The following is a 13,511-nucleotide window of genomic DNA, read 5'->3' on the forward strand; positions in this document are numbered from 1 at the left end:
GTAAAAAAATAATTTATAAAAATGTTTAACAAATCAATTTATATCCAAAACCTCTAATATTGACAATCTGTACATTAACATCTTCTTGTAACTTTTTCCTTAATTTAGAAATAAATACATCCATACTTCTTGCATTGAAAAAATCGTCATTTCCCCATAGCTTATTCAGAATATAGGTTCTGTCAAGCACTTCATTCTTTTTTTGATAAAGATGAAATAATAACTCGGCTTCTCGATGTGTTAATAAAACAGAAGACTCGTTTAAATTAAGCGATTGTTTTGTGTAATTAAATATATAACTACCTATATGAATTTGTTCATGATTAGTTTTTAAAGAAACTCTATCTAGTAAGGCGTTAATTCTTACAATAAGTTCTTCCATTGAAAAAGGTTTTTTCAAATAATCATTTCCTCCAGAACTAAACCCTTCCAGAACGTCTTTCGTTTGCGATTTAGCTGTTAAAAAAATAATAGGTATTGATTTATCATCCTCTCGGATTTCTTGAGCCAGAGTAAAGCCATCCTTTTTAGGCATCATTACATCAAGGACCAAAATATCAGGCTTTTCAGTTTTATAAAATTCAAGAGCTTCATTACCATCGTTAGCGTAGCAAACTTCAAAATTTCTGGTTTCTAAAGTTTCTTTTACAATTAAGCCTAAGCTGGGTTCATCTTCTGCTAAAAGCAATTTAATTTTTTTAGTCATTTGGTATGTTTATTTTAAAGATGGTATGTTTGGTATTCGACGATAATTCTATATTACCTTGATGTTTTTCAATAATTTTTTTGGTATAATACAAACCAATACCAAAACCTTTTACATCGTGAGTGTTTCCTTTTGGAACTCTGTAGAATTTATCGAAAATTTTCTCTTGTTGATTTTTTTCAATTCCCTTACCATTATCAGCAATCGCTATTTCAACTGAATCAAGTACCTTATTAATGCTAATTTCAATAATATCACCACCATATTTTATAGCATTATCGATTAAATTAGAAATGGCATTTTCAAAATGAAATAAATCAACAGTCATAACACAAGAATCTGTATTTGAAGAAAATTTAATGGTTTTGTTACTAGATATAAGCTTGTGCTTGTTCGCATTTTTCTCAATAAGTTCTACAATATCAATTTTCTCCTTTTTTAACAAGAGCTTTTCACTATCTAAAGTCGCCGTTTCTAAAAGCTTCTCTACCATTTGATGTAATTTTTTCAACTGTAAAGACGAAATAGATAAATACTTTTTTGTTTTTTCCTTATCGTCAATTATGTTAAAATTATCAATAGCTTCAATTGCTGTAGAAACGGTTGTAATTGGTGTTTTAAATTCGTGGGTTATATTGCTGATAAGGTCGTTTTTAATTTCAGCAAGCTCCTTCTGTTTATTAATGACTCTTAACATGTAAAATAAACTTGCGATGACAGCCAATGATAGAATAAAAGATAATACAATTCCTATTGAACTTCTTTTTAATATTTCTATTGTTGGATTGCTATAGAATAAGGTCAATCTTTCATCAAGTTGAAGGTATGTTGATTTGGCGTCAGTGTAAAGCTCATATTTAGGCTGTTCTTTTTTTTGCGATTCGAAAATCAATGAATCGTTTTTACTATGATGTAAATAGAATGAAGAACTAATACCTTTCTTTAATAAAGACTTTGATAAAATAGAATCGACTTTAGCATGATTTAACGTGTCATTTTTTACAGAAATAAAAATAGTTTGTAAGCCCTTAATTAAGTTTAGACTATCATTGGCTTTTTTACCAGAAAATACTTGAACTTTTTGGGCTCCAGGTGAATCTGCAAAATACACTTCAGTGGATTCTTCTTTAAAGGTTGCATGTTTTTTCTTGGGATGTTTTGATAAGTTTATAAAACGCTCTTTTTTTTCAGAATTGGAATGAATATCATCTAATAATGAACCAAAAAAAACAGAATCCATTTTTTTGAATTCACTTGAGCTATCCGTAGAAAATTTTAATGATGAGACTTCAAAAGTTAAACTATCATTTTTATGTTTAGATTCAGGAATTACAGATTTTAAAATTGAATCAAGATTAAAACTATTTGATATGTAGTTTTTCTTTTTCCTTTGAGGTTGAACAATGGTATATAAACTCTCCTTAGTTAATTTAGCAAAATACTCTTCGATAGAGCTATCGAAACTTTCTTGAATTTCGTTGATAACATACTGTTTGTTTTGTTTGTAGTTTTTATAATTCCAATACAGTTGTACTGCTATTGTGGTTACAATAGTAAGTGAAATTAAATAGAGTATCCAATTGTATTTTTTGCCATTCATACTTCAAATATACTGACTAAAAAACTATAAAACACAGTCGGTTAACACTAGTTAACATTGCTTAACTCAAATCAATATAAACTTAAATCATCTTTGTGATGTCAATACATAAAATCAATAGAAAATGTTACGAATTATTTTAATTATTTGCTTTTTCCTAGCAACAAAGCTAATAGCTGCTCAAGAAGGAAATAAACATGATGCTGAAATCCATTTTGATAATAGTAAAGTTAACTACTTAAAGTTTACGGTGACTTCTCCAGATGATTTTGAAACAATTAATTGGAACGATTTAAAAGAAATTGTTCAAAACAACAAGGAAGAAGATGTTGTCGAATTAGAGTTTGAAATTAATTTACCTAAGGGGAAAAATATTAAGAAAGGAAACCTAAGCTTTAAGGTAAAAGACACTACTAAAAATATGGAAAAGATAATTCAGAAGTCAAAAAAAGGTATAAAAAGAATTTCAAGAATAACAAATAACATAAAAAAACAAATTAATGAAAACTAAAATTTTAAAGGTGTTATTGTTGTGCACAATAACAATGTACGGACAAAAATTTCAAGGTAAAGCAGTTTATAAAACTCATAGAAAATTTGACTTAAAATTAGATAATGGTAAAGGTGCTCCAAATTCTGCTATGCAAAAACAATTGCAAGCTCAACTAATGAAACAATTTCAAAAAACCTTCATTTTAAATTTTAATAAATCGGAGTCTACATACAAACAAGATGAACAATTATCATCACCTCAGGTAAATACAGGTGGTATGCAGATTCAAATCTTAGGAAGCGGTGGAGGAACCGATGTTCTATATAAAAATACAAAAGATAAGCGTTATGCTAATAAAACGGAAATAAGTGGTAAACGTTTTCTAATTCAGGATAAACTAGAAGATTATGGTTGGAAACTTTCAGGAGAAACAAAGAGTATAGGTAAATATACTTGTTATAAAGCAACCAGAACTAGAGAGGAAACGAGATCGTCATTTAGTATGACAGATGGTGAAAAAGAAGAAAAGAAAGAAAAGGTAACTATTGAAACTGTAGCTTGGTATACTACAGAAATACCAGTTAGTAATGGACCAGAAATGTTTTGGGGATTGCCTGGTTTAATTTTAGAAGTTCAAGATGGTAAATTAACAATAGCCTGTACGGAAATTGTTCTAAATCCAGAAAAGAAGATTGAAATTAAAGAACCTAAAAAAGGGAAAAAAGTTACTCAAGCCAAATATGATAAAATTATTGAAGAGCATACAAAAGATATGATGGAGCGCTTTAAGAATAGAAGAAGTAGTAAAGATGGTCAATCTATAAGTATTGAAATTCAAGGATAGTAAGTTCTAATTATTGTTCTTTGATTAAACCTTTTCAGTTATTCAATGTCTAATATTTTAACAATGTAATAGATAGCTTAAGTGTTGCTAAAAAGAATCTATTTTCAAATGGATGGGTAACGTTTGTAAAAATTTAGAGTCTAATATGTTGGGAATTAAAATAGGGATTAATAACATAAAGGGAATGAAAAATATCTATATCTACTTATTTGTTTTTTTAACAACTTCAATTTGGGCTCAAAAAGACTTACAAGGTAAAGCCATTTATCAATCGAAAACGACGGTTGATATGAGTTCTTGGGGAGGCGATATGTCTGAAGAAAGAAAGAAACAAATCAAAGAACGTATGAAAAACTTTCTAGAAAAAACGTACACGCTAGAGTTTACATCAAATGAATCTCAATACAAAGAAAATGCAAAATTGGAAGCACCAGGAACAAGAGGTTTTCGATTTGGAGGCTTCGCTGGTGGTGGGGTAAAATATAAAAACCTATCAGATAGCACTATGTTGGAGTCGACGGAGTTTTTTGGAAAGCGATTTTTAATTGAAGATGCAGTTAAAAAACCGGAATGGGAGTTAGGAGCAGAAACGAAACAAATAGGTAAATATACTTGTTTTAAGGCCATAATGACCAAAAAAGTAGATGCCTTTGATTGGAGAAATATGAGAAGAAGGAGAGGGCGAAAAGGTAGAGATAAAGGTAATAAAAAAGAAAAGGAGGGAGCAGAAGCAAATAAGGTAACTGAGGAAATTGAAATTCCAAAAACTGTTGAAGTTATAGCTTGGTATACTCCTCAAATTCCAGTAAGTAATGGTCCTGGAGGATATTTTGGATTGCCTGGTTTGATTTTAGAGATTAACGAAGGAAGAACTACTATTTTATGTTCCGAAATAGTATTAAACCCTAAAGAAAAAATAGTGATTGATGTTCCAACAAAAGGAGATAAAGTAACTAGAGAAGAATACAATTCTATTATGAAGAAGAAAATGGAAGAAATGAGAGAAATGTTTCAAAGGCGAAGAGGTCAGGGAGGAAGAGGCCGTGGTAGAGGTGGTCGTTTTTAAACGTTCTTTATATTCAAAAAAACTATTTTAAATATTGGAAACAAGCTGAGTAAGGGATATTAGTTAAGCTAATAATCTTCTGCTAGTAAAATTACAAATAAACATAATGAAGAAACTACTAATACTAGTCATTATCATGACTACATGGACTTCTATGGCTCAAATTACAATGAGAGGAGTTGTAAAAGATAGCATAGGTGCCCCTCTTGAAATGGCCAATGTCATTGCAATTAATAAGCTGACTAAAAAGTTAGATTCCTATGGTTTTACAGATGCTCAAGGAAATTATAAATTGAACTTAAAAAAGAATGCTTCGTATTCTGTTAAGGTGAGTTATATAGGGAAAAAAACAAGTCAGATTGAAGTAACGACAAAAGAAGTAAATATTACAAGAGATATTGAATTATTGGCAGACGATGCCTTAGATGAGGTTAACATCACTTATAAAATGCCAGTAACTGTTAAAGGAGATACAATAGTGTATGATGCCGATAGTTTTAAAAGCGGTACTGAGAAAAAGCTAGGAGATGTTCTCGAAAAATTACCAGGCGTAGAGGTTAATGATGATGGAGAGATAGAAGTAGAAGGAAAAACGGTGAAGAAAGTTATGGTGGAAGGGAAAGATTTTTTTGATGGAGATAGTAAACTTGCTACAAAAAATATACCTGCTAATGCCATTGACAAGGTTGAGGTGTTAAAAAATCATAGTGAAGTTCGACAGCTAAGTAGTGTAACTGATAATGAAGATAATATTGTTATTAACTTAAAACTAAAGGAAGGTAAAAAGAATTTCTGGTTCGGTGAGGTAACGGCAGGTTTAGGCGTTGCCACTGAAGATGAGAGATATTTAGCTCACCCTAAACTGTTTTATTACAGTCCGAAGTATAGTTTAAATATTATTACCGATGTAAATAATATCGGAGAAGTGGCTTTTACGATGCGAGATTATTTCAAGTTTACTGGAGGATTTAGAAGTTTTGGTGAAAGTAATGGGACGAACTTCAATGTAGCTTCTAATGATATTTCTTTTTTAACACTTAGAAATAATAGAGCTAAAAATATTGAAGCGCAATTTGGGGCGGTCAATTTTAGTTACTCTCCTAAAAAAACATGGGATATTAGCGGGTTTGCCATTTATTCTGGTAACACAACAAAAATGGAGGAAATAACGAATAGTATTTATTCTAATGCGGGAATTGATATTGGTAATTTGCCTCCGTTATCTCAAGAAATTATAGCTACAGAAACAACAGAGGATAATACAGTTCAAACGAGTGATTTAGGGTTGTTTAAAATAAGTTCAAGTTATAAACCAAATTCTGATAATCAATTTGATTATGATGTTTTTGCAAAAGTATCTGGGCAAAAGCAAACACAAACTACATTGTCAACCAGAACGTATTTAAATGCTGATGATGAAGTTGTTCCTATCAATCAATTGACACAACAAAATCCATTTTCGGTAAACCAAAATTTAAATTATTACTATACTTTAGATGAAAGGAATATTTTTGCTTTTGAAGGTCAGCACCTTTGGCAAGACGAAGATCCTTTTTACAATGCAGAGCTAGAGAGATTGTCTTTTGCTAACTTGATAGGGTTAAATTTATCGGCTAACCCATTCAATGTTGATCAGACAAAACGAATTAAGACTAATAAATTCGACGGGAAATTAGATTATTATTATGTTTTAAACGCAAAGAACAACATCAATCTTACGGCAGGAGCTACTTTAAGTGATCAACAGTTTAACTCAAATATTTTTGAAATATTAGATGGTAATATAAATGCTATTTCCAATGTGAATAGTATCAATGATGTAAATTTTACTTTTGATGATTTATACGCTGGATTTCATTATAAGTTCATAACAGGAATTTTTACATTTAATCAAGGATTCACTGTTCACAATTATACAACCAAGAATATTCAATTGGGCTCAGTCGAACGAAGTAGTTTTACACGATTTTTGCCTGATGCATCAATTAAAGTAAGTTTAAAAAAATCAGAAACACTTCGATTAAATTATAGTATGCAAACTAGTTTTACTGATGTAAATCAATTAGCAGAGGGGTATGTTTTTAATAATTATAACAGTTTATATTCTGGAAATAGAGAGTTAGAAAATGCTTTGTTGCATAATGTAAACTTGAGTTATTTCAGTTTCAATATGTTTAATTACACTAATATTTTTGGAGTTTTAAATTACACAAAACGCATTGATGCTATTAAATCAAATACTCAGTTTATTGATGTTAATCAAGTAAGAACTTCAATCAATACGCAATTTCCAGATGAATCAATAACTGCAAGATTCCGTTTTGAGAAGAGTCATAGAAAATTTAAGTATTCTCTTGGAGGAAATGTAACTTATAGTGAGTCAAATAGTTTAATAACAAATAGGTTTACAAATGAAGTAGGGAATCGTTTGGCAAAAACTTTTTCTCAGAGTTATCAATCTAGATTTAGCACCAATTTTAGAGAAGCCCCAAATTTTGATATAGGTTATAATGTTGCAATTAATAATTCAAACATTGGAGGAATTGAAAACAGTTTTACAACTCATAGTCCATATTTTAATTTTGATGCCTTCTTTTTAAAAGAATTTGCTTTCACCTCGAAGTATACTTACAATCAGGTGATCAATCAAGGAACTACCATTGATAGATATGGTTTTTTAGATGCGGATTTAACTTATCAAAAGAAAGATAGTAACTGGGAATATAAACTTGGAGTAACCAATATTCTCGATTCTTCAGGACTTAATCAGAATAGTAGTAATGATATTTTAGTAAGTAATAGCACTTATTTTATTCAGCCAAGAATAGCTGTTTTAAGTGTTAAGTATAATTTGTAGATTATTTGAATTGAAAACGGTGAGCATTGCTCACCGTTTTTTTTGAATGTTATTTTCTATTTATTTTATTAGTAGTTTCTTAGTTGTTCTATAACTTCCATTTTGAATTTGTAATATATATAAACCAGTATTTACAGAATTAAAAGTAATGTCCTTCGAAAACAAACTAGAGGTTTCATTAAAATTCTTTTTTTCTATAAGTCGACCTCTAATGTCATATAATTCTAGAGAAACATCTGTTTCATTTTTCAACTCAAATGTAAGCCTGAAATTTCCATTTGAAGGGTTAGGAAATAAATTGAATTTGTTAAAGGTTTGGTCATTTATAGAAGCAGTCGATTCATTTACAACAACAGTATAATCTTCTACTTCACCATCAAAATTTGTTTCACAAGCCTGCGGACTTCCATCTCCAAGAAACTTAGTCGATACTCTCATTGTAGTTGAGCCTGGAACAGCGTTAGCTGGAATGGTAATAGCCAAAGGACTATTGCTGGTTGCTCCGTTAGAACTGTTGGTAACTCTTCCTAGATCATATTTTTCATTAGATTCTAATAAACAATTTTGATTCCAATCAATCCAAGCAAAAGTTTCCGTGGTCCAATCACCATCTGTATTGGTATTAACGGTTAATTGATGAGTCGATCCTTGGTCAACATCAGTTGAAATCGATTTAAAATTACTATATCCATTGGCATCTTTTCCTGCCGTTACATTATCAATAGTGTTAAATTGTACGAGCCTTGTACTTGTATTATAGGTTAAATTCCCGTTTGAATCACAAATGTCACTAGTAACATCAAGTTTTAAATTAATATTTTTTTCTAATGAATCCGATTTTGCATTGAGAATAAAAGTGTGACTACCATCTGCAACGGCATTTAAGTTTGAAACAACTACTTGGAAAGCTCCATTTGTTGAAATTGTAGTTGGAGTTATCTGCGTTTGAGAACCAGTTGGGCTTTGGGTTATAGATAAACTAACATTTTCCGAAAAACCATTTGATGTTGCATAATTTAACTCGAAAGTATGTTGCGATGTTGATGAGTTACAAATTGAAGCATCACCAGATGTATTGGAAATAATAAAATCTGGTTGTGAATTAATGATAAACTTAGATGTTATGTTATAAAATATATTATCAGCAGCTTCGATCATCAAAATAGCATCATTCGTATCAGGTACTGAAGCTGGAAGTGTTATAACTTCATTACCGTCATTATCAGTATTAGTGGCTAAGTCAATATCGAAAGAATCTCCACCGTTTGTAGATAGTTTAATATTTACTTTTTGACAATTTATAGGATCTGTATTACTTTCACCTACGGTCCAAGAAATTGTTCTGCTTGTGTTTTGAGCCCAAGTTGCTTGATTATTTACAGTAAATGGAGTTGTATTAACAACAGAAACTTTAATATCATCTCTTGCCGTTGAGCCTCCACCAGAGTTATTGTCCCTTACAGTGAATGAAAAATTCATTTCACGAGCTACCGAAGGCAATACCTCCCATACGGTTGAGGAATTTCCTGCTGTTACTGTAGCCATATCGGGAAAATACCTATTAGGAGATGTTTTTGAGGGAAGAGATCTAAATAAAGGACCTCCAGTATTGGTTGCTTGAGGTGGCATTGTTGCTATCTCGTTATCAATTTGCTCCCAATTATATGTTAGACCAGAAACTCCATTGGCATCCGTAGCCGTTCCTCTCAATACAAAAGGAGTTGATCTAGGTATGGAAACATCACTTCCCGCCTGGGCAGTAGGAGCAGCATTACTTGTATTTGTTTGCACAGCACAGGTTGCTGTAGAAAGTACAACATTCCACATTTGAGCAATACTTACTGAATGAAAATGAGCATCGCTATTACTTTGCACGTTAGGAGTACAAATCCCAGCATAGGCCATAATTGTTGATCCACTCCCTGGCTCAACCGCTGTAGAACCAGTTCTATTTCCTTGACAAGAGTTATTAAAAGTATGAGTAGCACCAAATTGGTGCCCAATTTCATGCGCAACATAGTCAATATCATAAGGATCATTTATAGGCTGAGGCCTTCCAGTAACTCCTTTACCTTTACTAAAATTGTTACAAACAACTCCTAAATAGGCTAATCCCCCCGCACCTGTACTAAATGCATGACCAATATCATAGTTAGCCGAACCAATAATATTGTCACATACAGTCTGACTTTGTTCTATTAAATCACTTGCGTTTCCATTGTTCAAGTTGTCAGTGTCTTGATCTAAGAAAATAATTTGATCATTATTATTAACAATAACCATGGTTACAGAAAGATCTCTTTCATAAATTTGATTAACTCTTGCCATGGTTGTGTTCATCGCGGAAAGGACTGCGGCTTTTTTTACAGCATCTGTTGCAGTATTTGGAACATTTTGATTTGTTAAATGAAATTGCGAATATTCGCCTGTGGCAGCAATAGCAATCTTGTAAGTTCTAAGTTTTCCATCATTAGCATTTCTTAATTGACCGAAGCTTCTTGAATTCTTAGTTTCATCGTATTTGTTATGCACCAAGCATTCGAAGTTATCCTCCGAATGTGTTATATCACTTTTTTTATACCCAATATAGGTTTTATTATCTTTTGTGTAGGGGTCAATGTAAAATGATTCTTTATCAATATACGATATCAAGATATGTATACCATCTGTACCCATTGTTATTTTAGCAGTAGAACCTTTGTTATCAATACCTGAAGCAGTATAAGATTTGATATAAGGAAACCTTTGAGCCAGTTGCTCTTGAAAAACTGGGGTTTCTTTTAAATTATATAATTCTAGTTTTCCTTGGGCATTGGGTAATCTGATATTTTTTCCAAGGGATCGACTGGAAACAGTGGTCAACTCAGCCCTAAAACGATCTAAATCAAGAGAAAATAATTGGAACTCTTTTGGAGGTTCTTTTCGGATGTACTTTTCAGATTTAGGGGATTGTTTCTTTTGTTCTAATTTTTTCCAGTAATTTTGCGCATTAACCATACTCATGGAAGTTAATACAAATAACAGTGTTACGTATTTTTTCCTCATTTAAAAATGTTTAAAATCTGATTTAAAAGTAGATTTTCAATCAGAAAGGGGGTTTAATGTTAAATTTATGAATAAAAATATTTATATAAAAGATTTATTAAAAAAAGATTTTAAAGAAGTTTGGGGTCTGCAAACCAGTTTGTTAGATTCTATAGTGGCTTTGAAGAAAGAAAGAAGGAACACAGGTAAAGAAATTAATACTCCGAACTATTTTTTATTTGTTGAGCACCCTCATGTGTACACTTTGGGTAAATCTGGTGATCTTAGTAACCTATTATTAAATGAAGATCAGTTAAAGGAAAAAGGAGCTACTTTTTATAAAATTAATAGAGGAGGTGACATTACTTATCATGGTCCAGGACAAATTGTAGGATATCCAATTTTGGATTTAGAAAACTTTTTTACAGATATTCATAAGTATTTAAGACTTCTAGAAGAAACAATTATTTTAACCTTGGCAGAGTATGGTATAAAAGGAGAAAGGAGCGCTGGAGAAACTGGAGTTTGGTTAGATGTTGGTACTCCATTCGCTCGTAAAATTTGTGCTATGGGAATTAGAGCTAGTAGATGGGTAACAATGCATGGTTTTGCCCTAAATGTTAATGCCGATTTGGGGTATTTTGATAATATTATTCCATGCGGAATACGAGGGAAAGCGGTAACTTCGATGCATGTTGAACTAGGTAGAAATGTTGATGAAGAAGAGGTGAAGGAAAAAATATTAAAGCATTTTAAAGAGTTGTTTGAGGTAGAAAAATATATAAAAAAAGAGGTTGATTAATCAACCTCTTTTTTTATGATATTCTAAATAGAATTATTTTTTCGCTTTAATCTCGAAAGACATTTCCATTAAGTCATTGATAAATTTATCTTTTAAAGCAGCGTCGAACTTTTTAGAGCTATAAGTTACTCCGAAGTCAGTACGATCTACGCTAAATGTATCACTTTTTAAAGTAGCAAGACCATCTTGTTCAGTAACGGTAACTGGAATTGTAATACTCTTAGTTACTTCCTTAATTGTTAAGTTTCCAGTAACGTGTAATTTTCCACCTTTTGTTTCAGAACTAGAGATTTCAAACTTAGCAGTAGGGAACTTTGCAACATCAAAGAAATCAGCATTTTTTAAGTGTCCTTCTAACTTTTCTTTACCATTTCCAGCTTCTAAATCGGTACAAGAAATTGTGTTCATATCAATAGTGAATTCTCCAGCTTTTAATGTCCCATTTTCAATATCGAAAACACCATTCTGTAAAGAAACAACTCCATCGTGAGAACCTGTTGGTTTTGAACCTTTCCAAGTTACTGTAGATTCAGCAACATTAGCTTTATATGAGTTAATTACGTTTTCAACCTTTTTTACGTCTTTAACTTCTTCTTTAGCCTCTACTTTATTCTTATCGTTTTTACATGAAACAGCAGTTAATGCTACAAAAGCAATTGCTAAAATTGATTTTTTCATAAATATTAGTTTTAAATGATTGAATTTTTTGTTCTAATTTAGAACAAATGTAGATAAAAAATATTTTCCGTGGAAATTATTTTTTATTTATTAACTGATTTATAACATATGAAGCCGCTTGTAAACCAAATGCTGCTGGCATGTAACTAATTGTTCCGTAATATGATTTCTTAAAATTGGTACCATCGGTAAGTTTTAAACTTTCTGGTATTTGGACTTCTTCAGAATATACGGCACGAACCCCTTTATCAACTTTTCGCTCTTTTAATCGTTTCTTTAGGTTTTTAGCCATTTTGCAGTTTTTTGTTTTACTGATATCTTTGACTCTAACCTTTGAAGCATCTAATTTTCCTCCGGCTCCCATTGAACTTACTATTTTTACCTTTTTTCTTCTTGCAGCTACAATGAGATTTACTTTTGGAGTAATACTGTCGATACAATCAAGAACGTAGTCGAATTTAGGGTTTACAATTTCATATGCTCTCTCTGGAGATACAAATTCCTCTACAACAGTTAATTCAATATCAGGGTTTATATCTTTTATTCTAGAAGCCATTACCTGAGCTTTAGATTTTCCTATAGTACTGTTTAAAGCAGGTAACTGACGATTTTTATTGGTTTCATCAAAAACATCTCCATCAACAATAGTCATTTTATTTACACCTGCTCTGGCAATAAATTCAGCGGCAAATGAACCAACCCCTCCCAATCCAACAACTAAAATATTGGCTTTTTTAATTTTATTCAAACCTTCTTCTTGCACTAATAATTCAGTACGTTCTAACCAACTCATACTATAAATATTTTATTGAAGTTTTTATTAATTTGTTTTATAACGAGTTCAATACTCTCATTTTTAATGGAGGCAAATGTATTATAAATGTTGCTAATAGACTCTTCTGAATTATCTGTTTCTAATAAAATTTTTGAAAAGTCAATTTCATTGGCAACTGTTTGAAGTTTTCTGTTTTTTATTAAAGCATTTCCAAGAGAAATATAAATATTGTTTTTCACCAAATCTTGAGCAGTTTGAAGGCTTTTATTAAAACCATGTAAAATCCATGCTTGTTGAGGTTTTAATTGTTTTTTTAAAACAATAATGTCATTGTAAGCTTTCACGCAATGAATAATTAAAGGTTTTTTGGCATGTTCCGAGAGCTCAACGTGTTTTTTGAAAACCTTTTTTTGGATTTCATAGTTAGTTTCAGATAATTTATCCAATCCACATTCTCCTATTGCTAAACAGTTTTTTAGTTTAAGTTTCTCTCTTAATAGATCAAATTCAAATTTTAACTCTGATTCTGACTTAGGAATATACCAAGGATGTATTCCTACAGAAAAAAAAGAATCAATAGAATTATCTTTTGGATATTGATTAATGATTGAAACAATGTTCTTTTGAGGTTCGAAATGATGGGTGTGAACGTCAAAAAACATCATA

11 protein-coding genes are annotated in these 13,511 nt (G+C 31.1%); 5 read left to right on the forward strand and 6 right to left on the reverse strand.

Going from position 1 to position 13,511, the window contains the following annotated elements:
* Positions 1 to 25: 25 nt before the first annotated feature.
* Positions 26 to 706 (reverse strand): response regulator transcription factor, encoded by a 681-nt coding sequence (locus ACKTTV_RS18405; protein ID WP_408032345.1) that lies wholly within the window; start codon positions 704 to 706, stop codon positions 26 to 28.
* The gene (locus ACKTTV_RS18410; RefSeq protein ID WP_408032346.1) at positions 699 to 2,306 is read right to left on the reverse strand and encodes a sensor histidine kinase; all 1,608 of its coding nucleotides are present in this window, start codon (positions 2,304 to 2,306) and stop codon (positions 699 to 701) included. The genes ACKTTV_RS18405 and ACKTTV_RS18410 overlap by 8 nt, the downstream gene beginning before the upstream one ends.
* Positions 2,307 to 2,430: 124 nt before the next feature.
* On the opposite strand from ACKTTV_RS18410, the gene ACKTTV_RS18415 reads away from it, so the two are divergent.
* The 4 genes from ACKTTV_RS18415 to ACKTTV_RS18430 all read left to right on the forward strand — a co-directional run bounded on the left by ACKTTV_RS18415 (position 2,431) and on the right by ACKTTV_RS18430 (position 7,566).
* Positions 2,431 to 2,817: a hypothetical protein gene (locus ACKTTV_RS18415; protein ID WP_408032347.1), complete on the forward strand. Its 387-nt coding sequence runs from the start codon at positions 2,431 to 2,433 to the stop codon at positions 2,815 to 2,817.
* The gene (locus tag ACKTTV_RS18420; RefSeq protein WP_408032348.1) at positions 2,807 to 3,643 is read left to right on the forward strand and encodes a GLPGLI family protein; all 837 of its coding nucleotides are present in this window, start codon (positions 2,807 to 2,809) and stop codon (positions 3,641 to 3,643) included. Before ACKTTV_RS18415 ends, ACKTTV_RS18420 begins: the two co-directional genes overlap by 11 nt.
* 184 nt (positions 3,644 to 3,827) lie before the next feature.
* Positions 3,828 to 4,709: a GLPGLI family protein gene (locus tag ACKTTV_RS18425; RefSeq protein ID WP_408032349.1), complete on the forward strand. Its 882-nt coding sequence runs from the start codon at positions 3,828 to 3,830 to the stop codon at positions 4,707 to 4,709.
* 106 nt (positions 4,710 to 4,815) lie between these two features.
* On the forward strand, positions 4,816 to 7,566 hold the full coding sequence (locus ACKTTV_RS18430; protein ID WP_408032350.1) for a carboxypeptidase regulatory-like domain-containing protein: 2,751 nt from the start codon (positions 4,816 to 4,818) through the stop codon (positions 7,564 to 7,566).
* A gap of 60 nt (positions 7,567 to 7,626) precedes the next feature.
* Here ACKTTV_RS18430 and ACKTTV_RS18435 read toward each other — a convergent pair whose 3' ends face one another.
* Positions 7,627 to 10,611, reverse strand: a complete 2,985-nt coding sequence (locus ACKTTV_RS18435; RefSeq protein WP_408032351.1) for a zinc-dependent metalloprotease — start codon at positions 10,609 to 10,611, stop codon at positions 7,627 to 7,629.
* A 67-nt stretch (positions 10,612 to 10,678) separates the two neighbouring features.
* Here ACKTTV_RS18435 and lipB point away from each other — a divergent pair, with 67 nt between their 5' ends.
* Entirely contained in the window at positions 10,679 to 11,392 is a 714-nt protein-coding gene (gene lipB, locus ACKTTV_RS18440) for a lipoyl(octanoyl) transferase LipB (protein ID WP_408032352.1), read from the forward strand.
* A 33-nt stretch (positions 11,393 to 11,425) separates the two neighbouring features.
* Here the strand turns inward: lipB and ACKTTV_RS18445 are convergent, their stop codons facing one another.
* The 3 genes from ACKTTV_RS18445 to ACKTTV_RS18455 form a co-directional block, all read right to left on the reverse strand.
* Positions 11,426 to 12,070 carry a YceI family protein gene (locus ACKTTV_RS18445; RefSeq protein ID WP_408032353.1) on the reverse strand — a complete coding sequence of 215 codons (645 nt, stop codon included), beginning with the start codon at positions 12,068 to 12,070 and terminating at the stop codon, positions 11,426 to 11,428.
* Positions 12,071 to 12,146: 76 nt separating this feature from the next.
* Positions 12,147 to 12,863: a tRNA threonylcarbamoyladenosine dehydratase gene (locus tag ACKTTV_RS18450; protein ID WP_408032354.1), complete on the reverse strand. Its 717-nt coding sequence runs from the start codon at positions 12,861 to 12,863 to the stop codon at positions 12,147 to 12,149.
* Positions 12,860 to 13,510 carry a TatD family hydrolase gene (locus tag ACKTTV_RS18455; protein ID WP_408032355.1) on the reverse strand — a complete coding sequence of 217 codons (651 nt, stop codon included), beginning with the start codon at positions 13,508 to 13,510 and terminating at the stop codon, positions 12,860 to 12,862. The genes ACKTTV_RS18450 and ACKTTV_RS18455 overlap by 4 nt, the downstream gene beginning before the upstream one ends.
* Position 13,511: the final 1 nt, after the last annotated feature.

Source organism: Tenacibaculum xiamenense, from assembly GCF_964513065.1.
In the GTDB taxonomy this organism is placed as follows: Bacteria; Bacteroidota; Bacteroidia; order Flavobacteriales; family Flavobacteriaceae; genus Polaribacter; species Polaribacter xiamenense.